At 62.5% G+C, this 22,557-nt stretch carries 26 protein-coding genes; 19 read left to right on the top strand and 7 right to left on the bottom strand.

Annotation, left to right across the window (positions count from 1 at the left end; all coding sequences use genetic code 11):
• Positions 1-825 (top strand): TIGR00282 family metallophosphoesterase, encoded by an 825-nt coding sequence (locus AB8A27_RS18110; protein WP_092144867.1) that lies wholly within the window; start codon positions 1-3, stop codon positions 823-825.
• A 6-nt stretch (positions 826-831) separates the two neighbouring features.
• On the opposite strand, the gene AB8A27_RS18105 is transcribed toward AB8A27_RS18110, so the two are convergent.
• From AB8A27_RS18105 to AB8A27_RS18085, 5 genes are all read right to left on the bottom strand, one after another.
• Positions 832-2,178 carry a c-type cytochrome gene (locus AB8A27_RS18105; protein WP_441243101.1) on the bottom strand — a complete coding sequence of 449 codons (1,347 nt, stop codon included), beginning with the start codon at positions 2,176-2,178 and terminating at the stop codon, positions 832-834.
• On the bottom strand, positions 2,175-4,379 hold the full coding sequence (locus AB8A27_RS18100) for a molybdopterin cofactor-binding domain-containing protein (RefSeq protein ID WP_441243100.1): 2,205 nt from the start codon (positions 4,377-4,379) through the stop codon (positions 2,175-2,177). Before AB8A27_RS18100 ends, AB8A27_RS18105 begins: the two co-directional genes overlap by 4 nt.
• A 9-nt stretch (positions 4,380-4,388) precedes the next feature.
• Positions 4,389-4,853: a (2Fe-2S)-binding protein gene (locus tag AB8A27_RS18095; protein ID WP_441243099.1), complete on the bottom strand. Its 465-nt coding sequence runs from the start codon at positions 4,851-4,853 to the stop codon at positions 4,389-4,391.
• Between the two features lie 294 nt (positions 4,854-5,147).
• Positions 5,148-6,074: a polyphosphate kinase 2 gene (gene ppk2 / locus AB8A27_RS18090; RefSeq protein WP_441243098.1), complete on the bottom strand. Its 927-nt coding sequence runs from the start codon at positions 6,072-6,074 to the stop codon at positions 5,148-5,150.
• Positions 6,075-6,650: 576 nt separating this feature from the next.
• Positions 6,651-8,402: a methyl-accepting chemotaxis protein gene (locus tag AB8A27_RS18085; protein WP_441243097.1), complete on the bottom strand. Its 1,752-nt coding sequence runs from the start codon at positions 8,400-8,402 to the stop codon at positions 6,651-6,653.
• A 190-nt stretch (positions 8,403-8,592) separates the two neighbouring features.
• On the opposite strand from AB8A27_RS18085, the gene AB8A27_RS18080 reads away from it, so the two are divergent.
• From AB8A27_RS18080 to AB8A27_RS18045, 8 genes are all read left to right on the top strand, one after another.
• Positions 8,593-9,339 (top strand): YebC/PmpR family DNA-binding transcriptional regulator, encoded by a 747-nt coding sequence (locus AB8A27_RS18080; protein ID WP_441243096.1) that lies wholly within the window; start codon positions 8,593-8,595, stop codon positions 9,337-9,339.
• Between the two features lie 85 nt (positions 9,340-9,424).
• Positions 9,425-9,952, top strand: coding sequence for a crossover junction endodeoxyribonuclease RuvC (gene ruvC / locus AB8A27_RS18075; RefSeq protein WP_441243095.1), 528 nt, complete (start codon positions 9,425-9,427; stop codon positions 9,950-9,952).
• Positions 9,953-10,133: 181 nt separating this feature from the next.
• On the top strand, positions 10,134-10,751 hold the full coding sequence (gene ruvA, locus AB8A27_RS18070) for a Holliday junction branch migration protein RuvA (RefSeq protein ID WP_441243094.1): 618 nt from the start codon (positions 10,134-10,136) through the stop codon (positions 10,749-10,751).
• A complete protein-coding gene (locus AB8A27_RS18065) occupies positions 10,748-11,248 on the top strand; it encodes a hypothetical protein (protein WP_441243093.1) in 501 nt (166 codons plus the stop codon). The genes ruvA and AB8A27_RS18065 overlap by 4 nt, the downstream gene beginning before the upstream one ends.
• On the top strand, positions 11,245-12,288 hold the full coding sequence (gene ruvB, locus AB8A27_RS18060; protein ID WP_441243092.1) for a Holliday junction branch migration DNA helicase RuvB: 1,044 nt from the start codon (positions 11,245-11,247) through the stop codon (positions 12,286-12,288). The genes AB8A27_RS18065 and ruvB overlap by 4 nt, the downstream gene beginning before the upstream one ends.
• A 4-nt stretch (positions 12,289-12,292) precedes the next feature.
• On the top strand, positions 12,293-12,703 hold the full coding sequence (locus AB8A27_RS18055; protein WP_441243091.1) for an NUDIX hydrolase: 411 nt from the start codon (positions 12,293-12,295) through the stop codon (positions 12,701-12,703).
• Positions 12,700-13,158 (top strand): tol-pal system-associated acyl-CoA thioesterase, encoded by a 459-nt coding sequence (gene ybgC / locus AB8A27_RS18050; RefSeq protein ID WP_441243090.1) that lies wholly within the window; start codon positions 12,700-12,702, stop codon positions 13,156-13,158. The genes AB8A27_RS18055 and ybgC overlap by 4 nt, the downstream gene beginning before the upstream one ends.
• A gap of 82 nt (positions 13,159-13,240) precedes the next feature.
• Complete coding sequence (locus AB8A27_RS18045; RefSeq protein ID WP_315843247.1) at positions 13,241-13,708, top strand: nuclear transport factor 2 family protein; 468 nt, start codon at positions 13,241-13,243, stop codon at positions 13,706-13,708.
• Here AB8A27_RS18045 and phnF read toward each other — a convergent pair whose 3' ends face one another.
• Positions 13,709-14,443 (bottom strand): phosphonate metabolism transcriptional regulator PhnF, encoded by a 735-nt coding sequence (gene phnF, locus AB8A27_RS18040; RefSeq protein ID WP_441243089.1) that lies wholly within the window; start codon positions 14,441-14,443, stop codon positions 13,709-13,711. It lies immediately after the preceding gene.
• A gap of 125 nt (positions 14,444-14,568) precedes the next feature.
• Between phnF and phnG the strand changes: the two genes are divergently transcribed.
• From phnG to AB8A27_RS17990, 10 genes are all read left to right on the top strand, one after another.
• Positions 14,569-15,030: a phosphonate C-P lyase system protein PhnG gene (gene phnG / locus AB8A27_RS18035; RefSeq protein WP_441243088.1), complete on the top strand. Its 462-nt coding sequence runs from the start codon at positions 14,569-14,571 to the stop codon at positions 15,028-15,030.
• Positions 15,031-15,032: 2 nt separating this feature from the next.
• The gene (phnH, locus tag AB8A27_RS18030; protein ID WP_441243087.1) at positions 15,033-15,641 is read left to right on the top strand and encodes a phosphonate C-P lyase system protein PhnH; all 609 of its coding nucleotides are present in this window, start codon (positions 15,033-15,035) and stop codon (positions 15,639-15,641) included.
• A gap of 2 nt (positions 15,642-15,643) precedes the next feature.
• Entirely contained in the window at positions 15,644-16,750 is a 1,107-nt protein-coding gene (locus tag AB8A27_RS18025; RefSeq protein WP_441243086.1) for a carbon-phosphorus lyase complex subunit PhnI, read from the top strand.
• Positions 16,747-17,631, top strand: coding sequence for an alpha-D-ribose 1-methylphosphonate 5-phosphate C-P-lyase PhnJ (locus AB8A27_RS18020; RefSeq protein WP_441243085.1), 885 nt, complete (start codon positions 16,747-16,749; stop codon positions 17,629-17,631). The genes AB8A27_RS18025 and AB8A27_RS18020 overlap by 4 nt, the downstream gene beginning before the upstream one ends.
• On the top strand, positions 17,624-18,448 hold the full coding sequence (gene phnK, locus AB8A27_RS18015) for a phosphonate C-P lyase system protein PhnK (protein ID WP_441243084.1): 825 nt from the start codon (positions 17,624-17,626) through the stop codon (positions 18,446-18,448). Before AB8A27_RS18020 ends, phnK begins: the two co-directional genes overlap by 8 nt.
• Positions 18,449-18,455: 7 nt before the next feature.
• A complete protein-coding gene (gene phnL, locus AB8A27_RS18010) occupies positions 18,456-19,157 on the top strand; it encodes a phosphonate C-P lyase system protein PhnL (protein ID WP_441243083.1) in 702 nt (233 codons plus the stop codon).
• An 11-nt stretch (positions 19,158-19,168) separates the two neighbouring features.
• Entirely contained in the window at positions 19,169-20,323 is a 1,155-nt protein-coding gene (locus AB8A27_RS18005) for an alpha-D-ribose 1-methylphosphonate 5-triphosphate diphosphatase (protein ID WP_441243082.1), read from the top strand.
• Positions 20,320-20,898 (top strand): phosphonate metabolism protein/1,5-bisphosphokinase (PRPP-forming) PhnN, encoded by a 579-nt coding sequence (gene phnN, locus AB8A27_RS18000; protein ID WP_441243081.1) that lies wholly within the window; start codon positions 20,320-20,322, stop codon positions 20,896-20,898. The genes AB8A27_RS18005 and phnN overlap by 4 nt, the downstream gene beginning before the upstream one ends.
• Before the next feature lie 23 nt (positions 20,899-20,921).
• Positions 20,922-21,542, top strand: coding sequence for a pyridoxamine 5'-phosphate oxidase family protein (locus AB8A27_RS17995; protein WP_441243080.1), 621 nt, complete (start codon positions 20,922-20,924; stop codon positions 21,540-21,542).
• A 253-nt stretch (positions 21,543-21,795) separates the two neighbouring features.
• On the top strand, positions 21,796-22,095 hold the full coding sequence (locus AB8A27_RS17990; protein WP_068735221.1) for an HU family DNA-binding protein: 300 nt from the start codon (positions 21,796-21,798) through the stop codon (positions 22,093-22,095).
• A gap of 106 nt (positions 22,096-22,201) precedes the next feature.
• Here the strand turns inward: AB8A27_RS17990 and AB8A27_RS17985 are convergent, their stop codons facing one another.
• A complete protein-coding gene (locus AB8A27_RS17985; RefSeq protein ID WP_441243079.1) occupies positions 22,202-22,549 on the bottom strand; it encodes a 5-carboxymethyl-2-hydroxymuconate Delta-isomerase in 348 nt (115 codons plus the stop codon).
• Positions 22,550-22,557: the final 8 nt, after the last annotated feature.

Below are 22,557 nucleotides of genomic sequence, written 5' to 3'. Positions count from 1 at the left end.
TTGCGTATTCTCTTCATCGGCGACGTGGTCGGCAAAACCGGCCGCGTGGTGATCCTCGAAAAACTGCCGGGCCTGATCCGCGACTGGAAGCTCGATCTCGTCATCATTAATGGCGAGAACGCTGCCGGCGGCTTTGGTATCACCGAGACGATCTACAATGATCTTGTCGACGCCGGCGCCGATGCAGTGACGCTCGGCAATCACGCCTGGAATCAGAAAGAGGCGCTGGTGTTCATCGAGCGCGCGCCGCGCCTGATCCGCCCGCTGAACTTCCCACGCCACACGCCGGGCCGCGGCGCCGCGCTGATCGATGCCAAGAACGGTGCGCGTGCGCTGGTGATCAACGCCATGGGCCGCGTCTTCATGGAGCCGCTCAACGATCCGTTCAGCGCGGTCGGCAAGGAGATCGATGCCTGTCCGCTGGTCGAAGCCGCTGATGCCATCGTGGTGGATTTCCACGGCGAAGCCTCGAGCGAAAAGCAGGGCATGGGTTACTTCTGCGATGGCCGCGTGAGTCTCGTCGTTGGCACGCATACGCATGTGCCGACCGCTGATCATCAAATCCTCGCAGGCGGCACCGCCTACATGACCGATGCAGGCATGACCGGCGACTATGATTCCGTGATCGGTATGCAGAAGGAAGAGCCGGTCAGGCGCTTTACGACTGGCATTCCCTCCGGCCGTTTCGAGCCCGCCTTCGGCCCCGCGACCTTGTCGGGCGTTGCAGTCGAGACCGACGACAAGACAGGGCTTGCCTCGCGCATCGCGCCGGTGCGGCTCGGTGGCCGACTATCGCAGGCCGTGCCTGAGTTCTGGCTGAACTAGTTCGGCCTACTGCTCCGTCTGCTTGCGTAGCTCCGCGACGTCGCTTGCCGTGATCTGGGATCCCTTGCTGCCGAAGCGCGCCGTTACATAGTTGGCGACGGCCGCAATCTCCATATCTGAATGGCTCTTGCCGAAAGCCGGCATCGACAGTGCGCCTTGCGGCGTATGCCGCTTGGTGCCGGAGATCACGATCTGGGCCACGTTCGTCGCGGCGGGATCGTTAACAGCCCACGCGCCGGTCAGCGTGGCCATGGGCGAGAGTGCGCTCTCGCCGGTCCAGCCATGGCAGCTCACGCAGGCGCCCTGGAAGACTGTCTTGCCAAGCGCGTTCGCCGTCATGCCATCCCTGTGCGAAGGCGGTGCGGGTGCCGCGAGTTTGGCGGGCAGATCAGGCGAGGGCACCGCCGGCACGGTGCGCAGGAATGCGACCATCGCCTTGATATCCGTCGGCGCCATCTTGCTGAAACTGTGGTCCACGGCTTCGCCCATCGGGCCCGACGCGGTGCCGTGACCCTTGGCGTGTCCGATCGACAGATAGGACACGACATCGTCGTCGCTCCAGCTACCAAGACCTGTCGTCTTGTCCGAGGTGATATTGAAGGCCCGCCACCCGGCGGTCAGGGCGCCAGCGAATTTCTTGCGGTTGTCGAGCGCGAAGCCGAGATTGCGCGGCGTATGGCATTCGCCGCAATGCGCCAGCGCCTCGACGAGATAGGCGCCCCTGTTCCATTCCGGGCTTTGCGACGTATCGGGTTCGAAGCGCGTATCGGGATTGAACAATGCCGACCAGAAGGTCATTGCCCAGCGCTGATTGAACGGAAAGGCCAGCGTATTCTCGGGCGGTGCTGCGCGTACCGGTGCGAGGCTGAACAGATAGGCTTTGACCGCGAGCGTGTCCGCATCGGTCATGTAGGTGTAGGACGTATAGGGCATCGCCGGATAGAGCCGGGCGCCGTCGTGGCGTTTGCCGCTTCGAACGGCGTCGAGAAACTGCTGATCGGTGTAGTTGCCGATGCCTGTTTCTTTGTCCGGCGTGATGTTGGTCGAGTAAAGTGTACCGAACGGAAGTTTGAATGCGAAGCCGCCGGCATATTCTTTGCCGCCGGGCGCAGTGTGGCAGACCATGCAATCCGCCGCACGCGCGAGATATTCACCGCGCGCGATCGGGCTGGCGTTGGTCATGTTGGCGGGAACGCCGGTGGGATTGGGGCCCTTGTAGTCGGCTAGCGCCACCTTCGGCCCGCCCGAGAAAGCCATCGGTCCGGGGCCCCGCACATAGAGCGCAGCGCCAGCGGCACCGACAACACCGATCAGGATGACGCTGCCGAGAATGCGGCGTGCGGCGGGCGTCATGACTTCTTCCTCTCGGCGATCGCATCGCGGTCGATCGGCATCCTCCGCAGCGCAACGCCAGTCGCGGCATAGATCGCATTGCGCAGTGCCGGCGGACCGCCGATCACGCCGCACTCGCCGATGCCGCCGGGCGCTTCAACGCTCTTGATGAGGTGGACATTGATTTTCGGCATCTGGTCGATCCGAAGCATGCGGTAGTCGTGGAAATTGGATTGCTGCACGCGTCCCTTCTCGATGGTGATATCGCCATAGAGCGCGGCGGTGAGGCCGAACACGATGCCGCCTTCGATCTGCGCCACGATGGTGTCAGGGTTGACGGCGATGCCGGTGTCGACCGCCACATTGACCTGACGCAGACGAATTTCACCCTGTGAATCGATCTCGGCTTCGACCACGGTCGCGATCGAGGTATCGAAGGTGGGCTGGATGCTCACGCCGCGTCCGACGCGCGCTGGCAGCGGCTGACCCCAGTTGGCCTTCTCCGCCGCGAGATTGAGCGCCGCCAGCATCCGCGGCGCCTTGCCGAGCAATTCACGCCGGAACACGACGGGATCCTTGCCGGCCTTGCGAGCGAGCTCATCCATGAAGCTCTCGATCGCGAACACGTTATTGTTCGGGCCGACGCCGCGCCAGAAGCCGGTCGGCACCGCCGGCGGTTCGACGCGGATATATTCGCATTGGAAATGCGGGAAGTCGTAGGGCGTGTCGGCGGCGCTATCGATGGCGTCGATGTCGATGCCCTTCTGGAACGCTGGCGGCAGCCAGCGCGCGAGAATGGCCGCGCCGGCGATCTTGTACTTGAAGCCGACCACTTTGCCGCCCGACAGCGTCGCCGAGATGTTGTCACGATAGACCGGGCGATAGATGTCGTGCTGAATGTCCTCCTCGCGCGTCCACACCACCTTGACCGGTCCATTGACCTGTTTGGCGATGCGCACCGCCGCCACCACCATGTCAGGCTCAAGCCTGCGGCCGAAGCCACCGCCGATCATGTGCTGGTTGACCGTCACCTTGTCGACCGGCAAGCCAGCGGCCTTGGCAGCCTCGGACTGCACCCGCGACATGATCTGCGTGCCAGTCCAGACCTCGCAGGAATCTCCCTTGAAGTGCACTGTGCAATTCAAGGGCTCCATGGTCGCGTGGGCCAGGAACGGCATTTCGTAGGACGCGTCGATCCGTTCGCCGGTGGCGAGACCCTTGGCAATGTCGCCGACGGATTTGGCGATCACGCCGTCCGTCTCGCTGGCGGCGCGCAAATGCGCCCAGATGTCCTTCGAACTGATCTTCGCGTTGGGGCCTTCGTCCCAGGTGATGTCGAGCGCTTCGAGCCCGGACTTGGCGGCCCACATGTGATCGCCAACCACGGCCACGAGGTCGTCGAGCACCACGATCTGCCGCACGCCCGGAATCTTCTTCGCCGCGCGGTCATCGACCTTGGCAACCTTGCCGCCGAACACCGGGCATTGCGCCAGCGTAGCGAATGTCATGCCAGGCAACATCGCGTCGATGCCATAGATCGTCTTGCCGTTGACCTTGTCCGGCGTGTCGAAGCGCTTCAGCGGCTTGCCGATCACCGAGAAGTCTTTCGGGTCCTTGAGCGCGACGTCCTTTGGAGGTGTGAGTTTGCTGGCGGCGTCGCACAACTCGCCATAGGACAGTTTACGCCCGCTGGCCGCATGCATCACTTGCCCGTTCGACGCCGTGCAGCTCGCGGGTTCAACTTGCCACTGTTCAGCTGCGGCTTGCACAAGCATGGCACGCGCGGTTGCGCCGGCATTGCGCAGCGGCTTCCAGAATGCGCGCACCGAAGTCGATCCGCCGGTCGCCTGGATGATGAAAATTGGATTTCCGTAGAGTTTGTCGCTGGGCGGCGCATGCTGCAGCGTGATCTGCGCATAATCTGCGTCGAGCTCTTCAGCGAGGATCATGGCGATGGCCGTATAGATGCCTTGCCCCATCTCGACTTGCGGCATCACCAGAGTGGTCTTGCCGCTGGTGTCGATCCGGATGAACGCGTTGGGCGCGAATTTACCCTCCGTCGTATCGGCAGGCTGCGTCGGCTCATTGGCCGCGCGTACCGGAAGATGGAAAGCGAGCATAAAGCCGCCGGCGAAGGCGCCAGCGAGCAGATTGCGCCGTGACAGGCCGGAAGGCTTGTTTGCAGGACCGGCCGCAACAAGCATGTTGTTTGCAAGTTTCATAGCCGACTCCTAGGTTTGCCGTTCGGAGGCAGCATGTTTGATGGCTTCACGCACCCGGACATAGGTGCCGCAGCGACAAATATTTCCGGCCATGGCGGCATCAATGTCAGAATCGTCGGGGGTCGGCGTAGAAGCGAGGAGCGCCGCCGCCGACATGATCTGTCCGGATTGGCAGTAGCCGCATTGAATGACTTCGAGATCGAGCCAGGCCTTCTGCACCTTGGCGCCGACTGGCGTGGCGCCGACGCCTTCGATGGTGGTGATCGCTCGCCCGCTCACCGCGCTGATCGGCAGCAGGCAGGAGCGCACAGCCTTGCCATCCACATGCACGGTACACGCACCGCAAAGCGCGACGCCGCAGCCAAATTTCGTGCCGGTCATGCCGAGAATGTCGCGCAGCACCCAGAGCAGGGGCATGTCGTCCGGTGCGTCGAACGTCTTCTGTTCGCCATTGATCGTGAGATTTGTCGCCATGGTGCCCCCATCGACCAACACCCACTGCGACGGAAGCGTCCACAACGCCCGTCAGAAGGTCGTTTGGAATGAGTATAAGCTTGCGATCATCATTTCAATAGAAGGAATATCGCAACTATGTGATGCGGGCGTGGTGTTTCAGCATTGGGCTGCAACTGCAGGCAATGACGCAACGTTCGCGAGCGTGCGATTACGGGCGTACAGGCGTTTTATTCAAAACGGAGGCGTTTTGTTCAAGGCACAACGTTGCCCGTCGGCAGGCCGCCATCCAAGGGCCGCCTGCCGCCGAGATGCTCAGTATTTTTCGGGCACATACATCTCGGCTGGTACCGGCGTGCGGTGATAGTCGGGATTGCGGACGCGCGCGGGCAGGATCACCGGCGGATGTTCGACATCCTGATAGCGGATCTGTTCGAGCAGGTGCGCGATGCAGTTCAGGCGTGCCTTCTTCTTGTCGACGGCCTGCACCACATGCCACGGGGCTTCCGGAATATGCGTATGTTCGAGCATCGCTTCCTTGGCCTTGGTGTATTGCTCCCAGCGGGTGCGCGCCTCAACGTCCATCGGGCTGAGCTTCCACTGCTTCAGCGGGTCGGCGATGCGCATCGAGAAGCGCAGGTGCTGCGCTTCGTCGGTGATCGAGAACCAGTATTTGATCAGAATGATGCCGGAGCGCACCAGCATGCGTTCGAATTCCGGCACCGAGCGAAAGAACTCCTGTACATCGTCCTCGGTGCAGAAACCCATTACGCGCTCGACGCCGGCGCGATTGTACCAGCTGCGATCGAACAGCACGATCTCGCCGCCGGCAGGCAGGTGCGAGACGTAACGCTGGAAGTACCACTGGGTGCGTTCGCGCTCATTCGGTGCGGGGAGGGCGGCAACGCGGCAGACGCGCGGATTGAGCCGTTGGGTGATCCGCTTGATCACGCCACCCTTGCCAGCGGAATCGCGACCCTCGAAGATCACCACGACCTTGAGCTTGTTCTGCTGCACCCAGCTCTGCAGCTTCACCAATTCACCCTGCAGGCGGAATAGTTCCTTGAAATAGAGGCGTCGCTCGATGGTCTCCGCCGGGCTGTGGTCGGACATTTCGTTGGTCAGGGCGTCGAGATGATCGTCATCGATCTCGAGCTCGAGTTCTTCGTCGAAGCCGTCCAGCATTTCTGCGCGAATGCGGTCGTGAATCGCTTGCGCGTCGTCGAGGGAATGTTCGGTCATGGCTGCTCCGCTGGTATCGAATGGGTCCACGGTTATGGACCGATGCAAATGTCAGCGGTGTGACACTGCCTCCCAACTTTATGGCGAGCGGTGAGAATGGCCCCCGACGGGTCTCGTCGCTGCTGTGTCGATGCAGGACGGGATACCGCAAGCTGAAATTCAACTACGCGTGATTGGCGCTGCCTTGAGGGCCAAGCGTGCGCATCTGAGGTCGCGGGGCTCATTGAGTTGGGCGCCGCTTTACTGATCGCCAGCACTACGAGCTGGACCGCGCAGGCCAAAGACGGGCATAGCGCTGCCAGCAAGCATCGACGGATCATGTCCTCTCACGCCCGGTATGAAGGAAGCGCCCCCGTCATGGTCTATCCCGGATTTGGTGCCGGCCCCGGTTCATATGGATACGGCGCGCCATACGGATATGGCGGCGGTTCATACGGCGGAGATGACAATGCGGAAGGCCGAACGAGCGGCGGCTAGGAGGGCTTGGCAGTTTTGGCCGCTAGCCCGCTCACAGACGGAATATGCGGCGCTGCGCCAGGTCTCAGGTGACAGCGCAGCGCCGTGTGCAAACTCAAATCATAATTTGTACGCCGTACGGAAGCCGCCCCAATGGCGTCCCTGTATGCGCACAGGCACGTCGATCTCGCGCATCATCACGGTCTGGCCATTGCCCATGTCGCGAGCATAGCTCTGGATCAGATAGGAGCGGGTGTTGCGACCGGCGGCCAATCCAGCCGGATCGTTGAAGATGCGGCGGTTGCGGCTGTTGGCAGTGTTCCAGGCGACGTCGCCGGGGCGCTGCGGCTTGGAATAGATGCTGTTATGCACCGGCAGATAGCCGTTGCGGTCGATCATGGCGCAGAACGCCATGCGGGAGTCTTTTGCCAGAAAGGCATCCTGGAATTCCGGCAGCGCGCGGTCGGCCCAGCCGAGAATCTTGGTCCGGTATTGTACCGGATTGGAGCCGGGGATCTCGACGTAGTTGTCATCGAACATGTCGTCGATGCTGATAGCACCGGATGCAATACCGTCGGCAAAGATCTTGTTGAGCACCGCGCCGGCATCAATGGCGCGGGTAACGAATTCGGTGTTTTCGTCATGAATTGCCCATAGCCGGTCTTCGATCCGGCTGATGAGATGGTTGTCGGGCGCGACGAACAGTGCCTGTGCCCCCGCGGGGGAATGTTCGGCAATGCGCAGGCGGCAGGGGCCGACCTCGCTCAGTTCGGCAGCAACGATGTCGTGCAATGGAAGCCGGTTCGCGTCTGGTCCGCCGATCAGGATGCCGTCCATCGAGATTTCATAGACCGGCGCGCTGATCTGGCCGGTGCGCGTCTGAAGATCGACATTGAGGTGACATGGCAGCTTTTCGCGTCGTCGCTCGTCTTCGCGCTCGCTTTGTTTAAGCAGCACTGCGCAACGCGACTTCAGCCGCGAGGCAAACATCGTCACGGCCTGACCGGCCAGCGCGACATGTTCGCCATGGGCGGCCGCTTCCTTTGCTGCGCTATCGATTTCCGCGGCGCTGTCGCCGACCGAGACGATGAATTGCGAGGCTGTGGCTGCGTTATGCGACATCTCGCTGGTTGTTGCGTTCTGCTCGGCGACCGCGCCGTTGACATTGGCAAAGACCGGGCGGATCGCGTCGATGGCTGTGGAGATGCGATGCACCGCGTCGACCGAACTCGCTGCGTCGCGCTGCAGGGTGTCGATCTTCTTCTTGATCTCTTCGGTAGCGTTCTCCGTCTGCACTGCGAGCGCCTTGACCTCGGTAGCGACCACCGAGAAGCCGCGGCCTGCGGCGCCGGCACGTGCCGCCTCGATAGTCGCGTTCAGCGCCAGCATTGTCGTCTGCCGGGCGATCTGCGCGATCAGGTCGAGGACGTTGCTGATCGCGGCAGAGGAGTCGCGCAGCCGGTCCACATTGGCGCTGGCTTCATGAGCGGCGGCGCCGGCCTCATCCGCGAGCCTAGAGGCATCGCGCACCTGCGCGCCGATGCCCTCGGCCGAATGGGTGAACTTGTCGGCAGCCTGCGCAAAGGTGGTGGCGGTGGATTGCGCGGCGCTGCTGCGGTCGGCCAGGACATCGGTGCGGGCGCGGATGGCGGAGAGGGTCGTCGCGGTCGATTCGGCGCCGCCGGCCACCGAAGTTGCCGCGCGCTCGAGCTGGCGGATAAGCGCGCCCAGTTCGAGTTCCAGCAACTCCAGGATGTCGCTTGCAGAATCTGCTTCCGAGGTCGTCGAAACCTCTGCTGCCACGATCTTTTCGGGCGGAGGTACCTGCGCAGCCTGATCGGGCTGCCGCTTGCGGAACAGTCCAAATGCCATAATCAAATCTCGCGGGGGTACAATCTATGCGGGTATCCTTACACCCGAAGGTGAAGTGAGTGTTAAGGATTGCAGCAGCGCCGGTTTTGGCCTGCGAGATTTCGACGCATACTTTTGATTTTGCAGGCTTTGCGGCCTATAACCCCGCGCCGCAGCCCCTAAAGACACCTGACGATTCAAGAGAGACCGCATGGCCGGACATTCCCAATTCAAGAACATCATGCACCGCAAGGGCCGGCAGGATGCCCAGAAGTCCAAGCTGTTCAGCAAGTTGGCGCGCGAAATCACCGTAGCTGCCAAGATGGGGACGCCGGATCCGGCGATGAACGCCCGGCTGCGCGCTGCCGTGATCGCCGCGCGTCAGGAGAATATGCCGCGTGACAATATCGAGCGCGCCATCAAGAAGGCGATCGGGACCGAAGGCGAGAATTACGATGAAATCCGCTACGAGGGCTATGGCCCCGGCGGCGTTGCTGTCATCGTCGAGGCGCTGACCGACAACCGCAATCGCGCTGCCTCCGACATCCGTTCCTATTTCACCAAATCCGGCGGCAATATGGGGGAAACCGGCTCGGTGTCCTTCATGTTCGATCACGTCGGCATTATCGAGTATGACGCCGAAAAGGCCTCCGCCGACGAGATGCTGGAAGCCGCCATCGAGGCCGGCGCCGATGATGTGGTGTCTGGCGAAGGCGGCCATGAAGTCTACGCCTCGCAGGAAACCTTTCGCGAGGTGGCAAGGGGACTGGAAGCCAAGTTCGGCGAGGCCCGCAAGGCCGCGGTGATCTGGAAGCCGCAGAACACACTCTCGGTCGATGACGAGACCGGCGAGAAACTGATCAAGCTGATGGACCTCCTGAACGAGCATGACGACGTGCAGAACGTTTATGCCAATTTCGAAGTGTCGGATGCCTTGATGGCCAAGATGGGCGGCTGAGCAGGAGCTCAGCTTCCCTCTCTTTCCCTTGGGACGGGCGCGCGTTTCTATTTCGTTCCGTTCCGACCGGCGTTATTCCTGTGGGATGACACACCCCGCGATTCGCCCACCTGTCCGCGTCATCGGCATCGATCCGGGCCTGCGCCGCACCGGCTGGGGCGTCATCGAGATCGACGGCAACAGGCTGACCTATATCGGCTGCGGCTCGGTGGAGCCGCCGGACACTCTGCCGCTCGCGAGCCGGCTGCTGGGCATTCATGAAGGGCTCGCCAAGATCCTCGGCGATTTCCAGCCGGCCGAGGCTGCTGTCGAGCAGACCTTCGTCAACAAGGACGGTGTTGCCACGCTGAAGCTTGGTCAGGCGCGCGGCATTGCGATGATGACGCCGGCGATGTTTGGCATCGCAGTCGCAGAATATGCGCCTAATCAGGTGAAGAAGACGGTGGTCGGTGCCGGTCATGCCGACAAGAACCAGATCCAGGTGATGCTGAAAATCCTGTTGCCGAAGGCTGAGCCGAAATCCGCCGACGCGGCCGATGCGCTCGCCATCGCCATCACCCATGCACATCATCGCCAGAGCACGATGCTGCGTCTCAAGGTCGTCGGCGCGTGACTATCAACACACACTGTCAGCTCCCTCCCCCCTTGCGGGGGAGGGCCGGGGAGGGGGGGAGCTGCGGGCGACTTCGCTTGTGGCTAACCCCTCTCCCGGCGCTGCGCGCCACCCTCCCCCGCAAGGGGGGAGGGGACGATGAACAGCGGCGTCGGACGCGTATGTTGGTTGGAGTATTGGCGTGATCGGCAAGCTCAAAGGTCTGATCGACAGCTACGGCGAGGACTACGTGATCCTCGACGTACAGGGCGTCGGCTATCAGGTGCATTGTTCCGCACGTACGTTGCAGGCATTGCCGCAAGCGGGTGAGGCTGCGGTGCTCTCCATCGAAACCTATGTCCGCGAAGACCAGATCAAGCTGTTCGGATTCCGCAGCGACTTGGAGCGCGAATGGTTCCGTCTGCTGCAGACCGTGCAGGGCGTCGGCGCCAAGGTCGCGCTTGCAGTGCTCAGCACGCTGCCGCCGGCTGACCTCGCCAATGCCATCGCGCTGCGCGACAAGACGGCCGTGGCGCGCACGCCGGGTGTCGGTCCGAAAGTCGCCGAGCGCATTGTCAGCGAATTGAAGGACAAGGCGCCGGCCTTCGCATCGGTCGATCCGGTGGTCGCGCAACTCGCCGGTTCGATCGACGACAGAAATGCACCGCGCCCGGTCACTGATGCGATCTCGGCGCTGGTCAATCTCGGCTATGGCCAGCCACAGGCTGCGGCTGCCGTCGCATCAGCGTCGCGCAGCGCAGGCGAGGGTGCGGAAACGGCGCAACTCATCAAGCTCGGGCTGAAGGAATTGGCGAAGTGAGCCTTGCCAGGATCGCCCGCGTGATCGGCATTGTCATGATCTTCGGTATTGTCGGTTCGCTGTCCGTGGCTGCGCTCGTGTCGTTGCTCGTCGTCGGTCTGGGGGCGTCCATCCTGCAACTGATCTTCTCTATCGCCGATCTCGATGGTTTCAGATCGCTTCTCTCAATTGCACTGTGGCTGTTGGCATTCGTTGCTGCATTGGCGGCGCTGCTGCCGTCGCTTGGTGCCGGCGTCGTCTTCGCGCTGTCGGCTGTCTATGCCGGGCAAAACGCGATCTGGATGGCGTGGCTCGCTGCGGCTGTCGGCATTGCCGGTTTCATCGGTTTTGGAATGTTCGTTCAACCCTCGGAATCGTCGGCGGTGATTTTGCCCGGCGTTCGATCGTTCACACAGGCGCTGTCGCTCTCGGTATTGCTCGCTTGTATTGCCGTGATTCCAGCCAGCCTGTGCTGGTGGTTCGCGCGGCCGTTGCACCGTGGTAACGTCGCATCATGAATACGCCACCCGATCGCATGATTACGCCTGAACGCCGTTCCGACGATGTCGGCGACACCGCGCTGCGCCCGCAGTCGCTCTCCGATTTCGTCGGCCAGGCGCAGGCGCGCGCGAATTTGCAGATCTTCATCGATGCCGCTCGCAAGCGCGGTGAGGCGCTGGATCACACGCTGTTCGTCGGCCCGCCGGGCCTTGGCAAGACCACGCTGGCGCAGATCGTCGCGCGCGAGCTCGGCGTTGGATTTCGCGCGACATCCGGCCCCGTGATTGCGAAGGCAGGCGACCTCGCGGCGCTGCTCACCAATCTCGAAGAGCGCGACGTTCTGTTCATCGACGAGATCCATCGCCTCAGCCCTGCCGTGGAAGAAGTGCTCTATCCGGCGATGGAGGATTTCCAACTTGACCTCATCATCGGCGAAGGTCCTGCCGCACGTTCGGTGAAGATCGAATTGTCGAAATTCACCCTGGTTGGCGCGACTACACGCGCGGGCCTGCTCACCAATCCGCTGCGCGATCGTTTCGGCATTCCGCTGCGGCTGAACTTCTACACGATTGAAGAACTCGAAAAGATCGTCACCCGCGGTGCGCGCGTGCTGGAGATCGGCATGACGCCGGAGGGCGCCAACGAGATCGCGCGCCGCGCCCGCGGCACGCCGCGTATTGCCGGGCGTCTCTTGCGCCGCGTGCGCGACTTCGCCTCGGCGGCCGATGCCGCCGCGATCAATCGCAAGATCGCCGACCATGCGCTCTCCGCATTGGAAGTCGACAGTGCGGGTCTCGATGCGATGGATCGCCGCTATCTCACCACCATCGCCATGAACTATGCCGGCGGCCCGGTCGGCGTCGAAACCATGGCGGCCGCTCTGTCCGAGCCGCGCGACGCCATCGAGGACATCATCGAGCCCTATCTGATCCAGTGCGGCTATCTGCAGCGCACTCCGCGCGGCCGGCTGCTGACCTCGCATGCGTTCAAGCACCTGGGACTGCAGGAGCCGAAACGCGATGCGAGTCAGATCGGGTTGTTTGGCGAAGAGGAGTAGCGCGATGACCGATAAGATTATCGGCGTGGTAGCCGCGCTGATCCGCGACGATAACGGGCGCATGCTGGTAGTGCGCAAGCGCGGCACCGAGGCCTTCATGCAGCCGGGCGGCAAGCGTGACGCTGGCGAAGACGATCTGGCCGCGCTGGAACGCGAGATTAGCGAGGAGCTCGGTTGCCGGATGGTGCCAGGCTCCGCGCAAGCGCTTGGGCAGTTCAACAGTATTGCCGCCAATGAACCGGGATGGCAGGTGCAGGCGAGTGTCTATGCGGTGAAGGTCGATGGCGCGATCATGCCGCAGGCCGAGATTGCCGAAGCGCTCTGGATTGATCCGGCTGCACCGGAGGCCATCGTTTTGGCACCTTTGACGCGCGATCACGTGTTGCCGCTCGCATCTCACGGTTTTTCGCAATGACAGTCTCGACGACCTCCCATCTTGACGGCGCCATCGCCGACGGCTTGCATCGCATGCAGGTGCGCGTCTATTACGAAGACACGGATTTTTCCGGCATCGTCTATCACGCCAACTACCTGCGCTTCATGGAGCGCGGTCGCACGAACTATCTGCGGCTGCTCGGCGCCGATCAGCGCGCGCTGTTTGCCGAGGCCGAAAGCGAAGCGCCGGGTTTTGCGTTCGTGGTGCGTTCGATGCAGCTTGAGTTCCTCAAGCCGTCGCGGATGGACGATCTGCTGGAGATCGTGACGCGGCCGCTCGATGTGAAGGGTGCCTCGATCACGTTGCATCAGGAAGTGCGGCGCGGCGATGAGTTGTTGCTCGAAGCCAAGGTAAAGGTGGCTTTCGTGTCCGGCGGCCGCGCCAAGCCGATCCCGAAAGCGCTCCGGATCGCCATGAAGGCCGATCAGATTTAACAATCGTGCGATAGGCGAAACGGCATCGACTCCACATGCGGCAAGGCTACAATCCCCGGCACATCGCAAAGCCGAGGGTCCCATGTCGCGTCCACCGTTTCCGCCCTTCACCCGAGAAACCGCCGCCCAGAAGGCCCGCATGGCCGAAGACGCGTGGAATTCACGCGATCCGGTGAAAGTGTCGCTCGCCTATACCGAGGATTCGACCTGGCGCAATCGCGGCGAGTTCTTTCAGGGGCGCCCGGCGATCGTCGAATTCCTCACTCGTAAATGGGCGAAGGAGCACGAATACCGGCTGATCAAGGATCTGTGGGCATTCGACGGCAATCACATTGCCGTGCGCTTTCAATATGAATGGCACGACGACGCCGGCAACTGGCATCGCTCCTATGGCAATGAGCAGTGGGAATTTGATGAGGCCGGCCTGATGCGTCGCCGCGAGGCAAGCATCAACGATGTGGCCATTGCCGAGAAGGATCGCCGTTTCCTGTGGCCGGCGCCGGGGCCGCGTCCGGCGGATGTGCCGGGTCTTGGCACCGATCCGTTCTAACTAGAGCGAGCCGCTATCGACCACGAATTCGACGCGCTCGGCGACGAAACGTGAATGTGTGGCGCTCAGCGGGGTGCCGTCGGCATCCACATCGATGGAATCGACAATCAAGATCGGACGCCCGAGTGCGACACCAAGCCGTGTCGCATCGGTGGCATCGATGATCCCCGCGGTGACCCTCGTCGAGGCGCGGCGATAGTCCTTGATACCGTAATGCGCCAGCGCCTTGGTCATCGAGCGCACGCGCTCATAGACCTTGCCGAAATCGGGAAAGCGTTCGGCCGAGAGCCAGTTGGTGCCGACGCAGATAGGCGTCTTGTCAGCGAGGCGCAACGCCTCGATGCGGATCAGCGGAGCGCCGGCTTTGAGGCCAAGCTGCCTGGCGAGATCGCGTGTTGCCACATCGTCCCAGGCTCCGATCAACTGCGCTTGCGGCTCGCGCCCGCCGGCACCGGCAATTTCCGAGAAGCGTGTACGTGACCGCAAGGGATATGCAAGCTTGGGAGATTCCACATAGGTGCCGCTGCCGCGCTCGGCGCGCACCAGGCCGCGTTCGGCCAGGGTTGCGAGGGCGCGGCGCACCGTGTGGCGATTGACGCGGTAGATGTCAGCCAGTTCGGTCTCGCCGGGCAGCTTTTCGCCAGCGCCATAGCGGCCATCGGCGATGCCGCGCTCGATGCCGTCGGCGACGTGCCGCCACAATGCAACGCCTGTTGGCTTGTCCTGAATGGTCACAAAATCGGTCCCGGAATGATGTCGACCACGCATTAGCGAAAAATCGTGCCGCTGTCACGAAACGGTCATTGCCTCCGCCTATAAAGTTGTCTAGTAAACCATACAACTTGTTGAGCGACGGTGACATGACTTCATCCTCCCTGAACGACCAGCAGACCCGGCGCCGTGAGGCAATGGGGGTCCTTGGGCACTGCGCCACGGCGGATATCGCCGGATATCTCGATGCGGTCGCTGTTCCCGCCCATGAACAATTGCGTCAGCCGGAAAACGGCCTGGTGATGCTGCGTGGCCGGATCGGCGGCGATGGCGCGCCATTCAATCTCGGCGAGGCGACGGTGTCGCGTGCCGCTGTACGGCTCGCAAGCGGCGAGGTTGGCTTCGGTTACACGCTCGGCCGTGACGGTGCGAAAGCGCACCTGATCGCGCTCTGCGATGCGCTCATCCAGACCGCTAAATTTTCAGATGCTGTCGAAGCCCAGGTGCTGACCCCGCTGCGTGCGCGTGTCGTTGCGGATGTCAAGCGGAAAGCCGCAGAGACGGCGGCGACCAAAGTCGATTTCTATACGCTCGTGCGCGGGGAGGGCTGATCATGACGACAGTTGCGGAAATGCCGGCCGGTTTCGCGGACAAGGTGCTTGCGGCGCAATCGACCTTCCGTTCGGTGATGGATGCGATGGCGCGTCCGGGTACCGTGCAGCGCATTCAGGCTGTTTCGGGTGTACCCGCGCCGATGATGCGCGGCGCGGCCGCCATCGCGCTGACGCTGTTCGATCAGGATACGCCGGTCTGGCTCGATAGCAGGTTGGCGGCGACGATGGATGTCGCCAAGTGGATCAAGTTTCACACCAGCGCGCCCGTGATTGCAGATCCGGCGGTATGCGCCTTTGCCGTGGTGGCGGATCCCGCGGCGCTGCCGTCCTTCGAGCAGTTTGCATTCGGCTCCGGCGAATATCCGGATCGCTCCACCACGATCATTCTGCAGGTGGCGAGCCTGACTGAAGGCCCGGCCTATGAATTGCGTGGCCCCGGTATCGACGGTGCCACAATCCTGCGTGCTGCGATCGGCGTGCCGGACTTGCTGGATCGTCTTGCGCTGAATGCTTCACTGTTTCCGCGTGGTATCGATCTCGTGCTGGTGTCTGGCGAAGCCATCGTCGCGTTGCCCCGCACCACGCGCCTCGTCCCGAAGGAGGGCTGAGCATGTATGTTGCCGTCAAGGGTGGTGAACGTGCCATCGAAAATGCGCATCGTCTGCTGGCCCATGAGCGCCGGGGTGATCGTGCTGTGCCGGAAGTGTCGCTGGCGCAGATTTCCAATCAGCTCGGTCTCGCCGTCGATCGCGTGATGACCGAAGGCTCGCTCTATGACCGCGAGCTCGCGGCGCTGGCCATCAAGCAGGCGCGCGGCGACATGATCGAGGCGATCTTCCTGCTACGTGCCTTCCGCGCGACGCTACCGCGCTTCGGATCGAGCGAGCCCGTCGATACCTCGCAGATGCAGGTGCGTCGCCGCGTGTCCTCGACCTTCAAGGACATGCCGGGTGGTCAGGTTCTCGGCCCGACCTTCGACTACACGCATCGCCTGCTCGATCCCGAACTGACCGGCGAATCCTCACCCGAACAGCCGGTCACGATAAATGCAGAGCCGGGCGTGATGCCGCGCGTGATGGATATTCTCGGTCGTGACGGTTTGATCGAGGCCTCGCCCGCAGAAGATCCGGAGAAGCCGGTCGGAGATCTCACCCGCGACGCGTTGAGCTTCCCGGCGGATCGCGATCTGCGCCTCCAGAATCTGGCGCGGGGTGATGAGGGTTATCTTCTCGCGCTCGGTTATTCCACCCAGCGCGGCTATGGCCGCAGCCATCCGTTCGCCGGCGAAATTCGCCTCGGCGAAGTCGAGGTCGAATTCATGGCCGAGGATGTCGGTTTCGCGGTGCCGCTTGGGTCGATCACGCTGACCGAATGCCAGATGGTCAACCAGTTCAAGGGCTCGGACACCGAAGCGCCTTGCTTTACTCGCGGCTACGGTCTCGTCTTCGGCCAGAGCGAGCGCAAGGTGATGTCGATGGCGCTGGTGGATCGTGCGCTGCGCGCGCGCGAGCTCGGCGAGGACGTCAAGGCGCCGGCGCAGGACGAGGAATTCGTCATGTCGCATTCCGACAATGTGCAGGCGACCGGCTTCGTCGAACATCTGAAGCTGCCGCATTATGTCGACTTCCAGTCCGAGCTTGGCTTGCTCCGCAAGCTGCGCAAGGAATTCGCCGATGCCAACGAGACGCCAGTTGCTCTTCAGGAGGCTGCGGAATGAACGCGCCGACATATAATTTCGCCTATCTCGACGAGCAGACCAAGCGGATGATCCGCCGCGCGATTCTCAAGGCCATCGCGATCCCCGGCTATCAGGTGCCTTTCGCTAGCAGGGAAATGCCGATGCCCTATGGCTGGGGCACCGGCGGCGTGCAGGTGACGGCAGCAATTCTCGGACCGATCGACAAGCTGAAGGTCATCGACCAGGGCTCTGACGATACGACGAACGCGATTTCGATCCGCAAGTTCTTCGAGAAGACCGCTGGCGTTGCGGTGACGACGATTACGAACGATGCGACGGTGATTCAGACCCGACATCGCATTCCCGAAGCGACGCTGCAGGCGCATCAGGTGCTGGTCTATCAGGTGCCGATCCCAGAGCCGCTGCGCTTTCTCGAGCCCCGCGAGACCGAAACACGCCGCATGCATGCGCTCGGCGAATACGGTCTGATCCACGTGAAGCTGTATGAGGACATTGCGCGCTTCGGCCATATCGCGACGGCCTATGCCTATCCGGTGAAGGTCAATGCGCGCTATGTGATGGACCCGTCGCCGACGCCGAAATTTGACAATCCGAAGATGGATAATTGCGCGGCGCTGCAACTGTTCGGCGCCGGCCGCGAAAAGCGCATCTATGCGATTCCACCTTACACATCGGTGGTGTCACTGGATTTCGAGGACCACCCGTTTGAGCCCTACAAGCACAAGGCCTGCTGCGCCCTGTGCAACGCCGAGGATAGCTATCTCGACGAGATCGTCACCGACAACAAGGGCAGCCGGATGTTCGTCTGTTCCGACACCGACTATTGCGAAACGCGGCAATCGCAGGGACATCGCGGCAGCGAGAATGCCGCGCCTTATGCGGAGAGCGCAAATGCTTGATGTGACAGCGAATTCAAATGCATCGACCACGCGCGTGCCGGTCATCGACGAGCCGTTGCTTGTTGCGACAGACCTAGGAAAATCCTATGGCCGTCTTGCGGCATGTCGCGACGTGTCGTTCGAACTCTATTCCGGCGAAGTGCTGGCCATCGTCGGCGAGTCCGGTTCCGGAAAGTCGACGCTGCTGCAAATGCTCTCCGGCCAATTGACGCCAGGCACCGGGAGCGTCTCCTATCGCATGCGCGATGGCGTGACGCGCGATCTCGCGGAGATGGGCGAGGCTGAGCGGCGCTTCCTGTTCCGCACCGATTGGGGCTTCGTGCATCAGGATCCCGCGATGGGTCTGCGCATGGCAGTTTCCGCGGGAGCCAATGTCGGCGAGCGGCTGATGGCCGTCGGCCAAAACCACTACGGCAAGATTCGCGACACCGCGACTTCGTGGCTCGAACGCGTCGAGATTTCTCCCGATCGTATCGACGATGCGCCGCGGACCTATTCGGGCGGCATGCGACAGCGGCTGCAGATCGCGCGTAATCTCGTGACCGAACCGCGCCTCGTCTTCATGGACGAGCCGACCGGTGGCCTCGACGTGTCGGTGCAGGCGCGCCTGCTCGACATGATGTGCACGCTGGTCTCGGAGTTGGGTCTCTCGGCCATCGTCGTCACCCATGATCTCGCGGTGGCGCGGCTGCTGTCGCACCGCGTGATGGTGATGCAGGGCGGCCGCGTGATCGAAACCGGACTGACCGATCAGGTGCTCGACGATCCGCGCGAGCCCTATACGCAATTGCTCGTTTCCTCGATCCTGCCGGCGTGAGGTCAACATGATTCCGATGATCGATATCCGTAACGCCGAAAAGACCTTCGTGATGCACCTGCAGGATGGCGTCCGGCTGCCGGTGGTGCGCAACGTGTCGTTTCATGTCGCGCCCGGCGAATGCGTGGTGCTGTCCGGCCCCTCCGGTGCCGGCAAGTCGTCGATCCTGAAGATGATTTTCGGCAACTATCGCTGCGATGGCGGCGTGATCGGCGTGCGTCACAAGGGTGATGTCGTCGATATCGCTACTGCCGAGCCGCGACAGGTGCTGAATGTGCGCCGGGACACCATCGGCTATGTCAGCCAGTTCCTCCGCGCTGTGCCGCGTGTGGCCGCGATCGATGTCGTGGCTGAGCCGCTGCTGGCTGCCGGTGTCGTACGAGAGGAAGCGCAGGCCCGTGCTAGTGTATTGCTGCGCCGTCTCAACATTCCCGAGCGCTTGTGGAAGTTGCCGCCTTCGACCTTCTCCGGCGGCGAGCAGCAGCGCGTCAATATCGCGCGCGGCTTCATTTCCGATCTGCCGATCCTGTTGCTGGATGAACCGACCGCGTCGCTCGATGCCGCCAACCGCGCCGTGGTTGTCGAACTGGTTGCCGAGAAAAAACGTGCGGGTGTTGCCATGGTCGCCATTGTGCATGACGACGAAGTGCGGCACTTGATCGCCGACCGGCTGGTGGATGTCACGTCATTCGCCGCTGCTGCTGCCTGAGAAAGAGAACCATGACCGCATCACCGACCGAAACCGTCATCGGCAACGCCAGGATCGTTCTCGCCGACCGCGTGATCGACAAGGGCTGGGTCGCCTTCGTCAATGGACATATCGCTGAATTCGGCGAGGGCGATGCGCCGCGGGGCAGCGACGATGCGAAGGGCGACCTGATCATGCCAGGCCTCGTCGAATTGCACACCGATCATCTCGAAGCGCATTTCATGCCGCGGCCGAAGGTGTTCTGGGATCCCGTCGCGGCGGTCGTGTCCTATGACGGCCAGCTCGCCACCTCGGGGATCACCACCGTGCTCGACTCGGTGCGGGTCGGCTGTGAGGATTCCAGCCAGGGCATCGACAGCTATGCCGGCGTGCTGGTGGATTCCATTGCCTCTGCAAGCGATTCCGGGTTGCTGCGGGTCGATCACTTCCTGCATCTGCGCTGCGAGATTCCGATGCCCTCGGTGGTCGAGGAAGCCAAGGCGCTGCTCGGGAAGACGGAAGTGCGGCTGATGTCGCTGATGGATCACACGCCGGGCCAGCGCCAGTTCCGCGACGAGGAAAAGCTGCGCACCTATTACCGCGGCAAAAGCGGCAAGACCGACGCTGAACTCGATCTCCTGTTCGCCAATAGGCTCGCATGCCAGCAGCAATATGCTGCCAGCAATACACGCGCGATTGTGGCGCTCGCGCATGGACGCAATATTCCGCTGGCGAGCCATGACGACACCACGGACGGTAATGTGAATGAGGCGATCGCCGACAAGGTGTCGGTGGCGGAATTCCCGACGACCATGGAAGCGGCACATGGTCTTCACAAGGCCGGCATCGGCATCCTGATGGGGGCGCCGAATGTCGTTCGCAACGGCTCGCATTCCGGCAACATCGCGGCGATCGATCTTGCGCGTGAAGGCATGCTCGACATCCTGTCGTCGGACTATGTGCCGTCGAGCCTGCTGATGGGAGCGTTGCAGCTCTCGAGCAAGGTCCCTTCGATCGATCTGGCCAGGGCGATCCGCACTGTGACCAAGCGGCCCGCGGAAGCCGTCGGCCTCATGGACCGCGGCGAAATCGCAGTCGGCAAGCGCGCCGACGTAATCCGTGTCCATGTCGCCCGTGATGTGCCGGTGGTGCGCAGCGTCTGGCGCGAAGGACATCGCGTCGCATGACCGACACCGCGGCGATATCCGAACCGCAATCAGGTCGGATCGGCCCCGGCCGGTTGGTGCTGGTGGTCGGCCCGTCGGGTGCCGGCAAGGATACGCTGATCGGCCTGGCGCGGGCCGCCTGCGCGGATGACGACAATGTGGTGTTCACGCGCCGCGTGGTGACGCGCGAGGCGTCGGAATTCGAGAATAATGCGCAGGTCACGCTGGAGGCGTTCCGTCAGGCACAGGCCAGCGGCGCCTTTGCCGTCCACTGGGAAGCGCATGGTCTTTGTTATGCGCTTCCGCGCTCGATCGATGACGCGCTTCGTGCCGGCCGCAATGTCGTTGCCAATATCTCGCGGACGGCTATCCCGGCGCTACGTGCCGCTTATGAAGATGTCGTCGTGGTGTCGATCACGGCGCCGCCGGAAGTGCTTGCGGCGCGACTTGCGGCGCGGGGACGCTCAAGCGATGGCCCGATCGGCGATCGGCTCAAGCGCAGTGTCGAGACATCAGGTGCCGACGTCACGATCAACAATATCGGTGTCGCGGAAGATCATGCGGATGACCTGATACGGGTCATCAGGGGTCAATAGATACGGCGAGGGGGAGTACGGCCATGTTGGTGATCGAAACCATCGAGCAGCTCGAAGAGATCTACGGCCGCCTCGATGACATCGGCGAAGCCTCCACCGCCAAGGTCGCGGATTGCGTAACGGCGCAGTACCGGCGGTTGATCGAGGTCTCACCCTTCGCCGCTCTGGCGACCACCGGGCCGGAGGGGCTGGATTGCTCACCGCGCGGCGACAGACCGGGCTTCGTCCGCATCCATGACGAGCGCACTTTGATGATGCCGGACCGCCGCGGCAACAATCGCGTGGACTCCCTGCGCAACATCGTGCGCGATCCCAACATCGCGCTGCTGTTCCTGATCCCCGGTGCCGGCACCACGCTCCGCATCAACGGGACGGCGCATCTCTCGACGGACCCGGACCTGCTGGCGTCGTTCGCGGTGGAGGAGAAGGCGCCGCGCACGGTGATCGTGATGACGGTCGGGGAGATCTATTTCCAGTGCGCCCGCGCCATCGTGCGGTCCGATCTCTGGAATCCCGACAAGCGCATCGATCCGAAGACCCTGCCGACGCCCGGCGAGATCCTGGCCGAGATGAGCGAGCGCCGGGTTGGCGGTCCGGAATATGACCGGCAATGGCCGGAGAGGGCGCGCCAGACCATGTGGTGAGGGGGGCGAATCTGCGGGTGATTTTTGCGGTGCGTTTCCGTCACTTCCAGCGAATCCGTAGGCCCTTTATTTCAAGTATTTTGCGCTTGCGAGGTGCCCGAAACCCTGCCGTACAAGTCGAATCGGGTCCTGACGGTCAAAAAACACCATTTTTCCCGGCAAAATCTGTGAAAATTTCATTGAGCACGGGTTTTTTCCCGTAATTCCTCATAGTGTCTGTCTCACCGAATCACGGCAAACCAAAAGGTGCAAAATGGCAGACCAAATGACGAAGTCGCAGCTCATCGAGAAAATCGCTGAGACCACCGAGCTCTCGAAGAAGGACGTCAAGGGCGTCATCGAGACCATGGCGACCCTGGGCTACAAAGAGCTGAAGAAGAGCGGCGTGTTCCTCGTTCCGGGCTTCGCCAAGTTCGTCGTCATCAAGAAGCCCGCCACCAAGGCACGCAAGGGCACCAACCCCTTCACCGGCGAAGCCATGACCTTCAAGGCCAAGCCGGCTCGCAAGATCGTGCGCGCCCGCCCGGTCAAGGCTGCGAAGGACGCGGTCTAAGCGGACCTCCGGCGCGGTCGCCATAAGGTGACCGCAGCCGACCTGAATTGAGAACGGCGCGGCACTCCCGAGGGAATGTCGCGCCGTTTTCGTTTGGGGGCAGGATCTAGTCGTTCAGTCGCTTCTTGTAGGCGACGGGGTCCATGTCCCGGATATCGACGCTGAGGCTCTTGGTCTGTGGCAGCAGTTTGGCCATCGCAGCCCGCAGCGCTTCGCTGACGGCAACCTTCTGCTCGGGCGTGCGGCCTTCGAGCATCGATACGGTGACATGGCAGAAGCCGTCGCGCTCCCTAGCAAGCAGATAGTCCGTATAGGCCATCGCGCGGACCTTGATGTCCCCCGCCTGCATCACGCCGGTAGCAGCTGCTGCATCATGCAGGGCCTGCATCAGGCTGGTGGCGTCGAACAGGCCGCCATGGCCGTCGGTGGAGTGTTCGATGACGAGATGGGGCATGGGCTGTC

It is taken from the genome of Tardiphaga sp. 768_D3_N2_1, assembly GCF_052076105.1.
GTDB lineage: Bacteria > Pseudomonadota > Alphaproteobacteria > Rhizobiales > Xanthobacteraceae > Tardiphaga.
Note: the sequence above shows the minus strand (reverse complement) of the source record. Positions and strands in the feature narration are given on the sequence as shown.

Coding starts and splice junctions, on each gene's coding strand:
- AB8A27_RS18105 (WP_441243101.1), bottom strand. CDS start 2,178: ATGACGCCCGCCGCACGCCGCATTCTCGGCAGCGTCATCCTGATCGGT.
- AB8A27_RS18100 (WP_441243100.1), bottom strand. CDS start 4,379: ATGAAACTTGCAAACAACATGCTTGTTGCGGCCGGTCCTGCAAACAAG.
- AB8A27_RS18095 (WP_441243099.1), bottom strand. CDS start 4,853: ATGGCGACAAATCTCACGATCAATGGCGAACAGAAGACGTTCGACGCA.
- ppk2 (WP_441243098.1), bottom strand. CDS start 6,074: ATGACCGAACATTCCCTCGACGACGCGCAAGCGATTCACGACCGCATT.
- AB8A27_RS18085 (WP_441243097.1), bottom strand. CDS start 8,402: ATGGCATTTGGACTGTTCCGCAAGCGGCAGCCCGATCAGGCTGCGCAG.
- AB8A27_RS18080 (WP_441243096.1), top strand. CDS start 8,593: ATGGCCGGACATTCCCAATTCAAGAACATCATGCACCGCAAGGGCCGG.
- ruvC (WP_441243095.1), top strand. CDS start 9,425: ATGACACACCCCGCGATTCGCCCACCTGTCCGCGTCATCGGCATCGAT.
- ruvB (WP_441243092.1), top strand. CDS start 11,245: ATGAATACGCCACCCGATCGCATGATTACGCCTGAACGCCGTTCCGAC.
- AB8A27_RS18055 (WP_441243091.1), top strand. CDS start 12,293: ATGACCGATAAGATTATCGGCGTGGTAGCCGCGCTGATCCGCGACGAT.
- ybgC (WP_441243090.1), top strand. CDS start 12,700: ATGACAGTCTCGACGACCTCCCATCTTGACGGCGCCATCGCCGACGGC.
- AB8A27_RS18045 (WP_315843247.1), top strand. CDS start 13,241: ATGTCGCGTCCACCGTTTCCGCCCTTCACCCGAGAAACCGCCGCCCAG.
- phnG (WP_441243088.1), top strand. CDS start 14,569: ATGACTTCATCCTCCCTGAACGACCAGCAGACCCGGCGCCGTGAGGCA.
- phnH (WP_441243087.1), top strand. CDS start 15,033: ATGACGACAGTTGCGGAAATGCCGGCCGGTTTCGCGGACAAGGTGCTT.
- AB8A27_RS18025 (WP_441243086.1), top strand. CDS start 15,644: ATGTATGTTGCCGTCAAGGGTGGTGAACGTGCCATCGAAAATGCGCAT.
- AB8A27_RS18020 (WP_441243085.1), top strand. CDS start 16,747: ATGAACGCGCCGACATATAATTTCGCCTATCTCGACGAGCAGACCAAG.
- phnK (WP_441243084.1), top strand. CDS start 17,624: ATGCTTGATGTGACAGCGAATTCAAATGCATCGACCACGCGCGTGCCG.
- phnL (WP_441243083.1), top strand. CDS start 18,456: ATGATTCCGATGATCGATATCCGTAACGCCGAAAAGACCTTCGTGATG.
- AB8A27_RS18005 (WP_441243082.1), top strand. CDS start 19,169: ATGACCGCATCACCGACCGAAACCGTCATCGGCAACGCCAGGATCGTT.
- phnN (WP_441243081.1), top strand. CDS start 20,320: ATGACCGACACCGCGGCGATATCCGAACCGCAATCAGGTCGGATCGGC.
- AB8A27_RS17995 (WP_441243080.1), top strand. CDS start 20,922: ATGTTGGTGATCGAAACCATCGAGCAGCTCGAAGAGATCTACGGCCGC.
- AB8A27_RS17990 (WP_068735221.1), top strand. CDS start 21,796: ATGGCAGACCAAATGACGAAGTCGCAGCTCATCGAGAAAATCGCTGAG.
- AB8A27_RS17985 (WP_441243079.1), bottom strand. CDS start 22,549: ATGCCCCATCTCGTCATCGAACACTCCACCGACGGCCATGGCGGCCTG.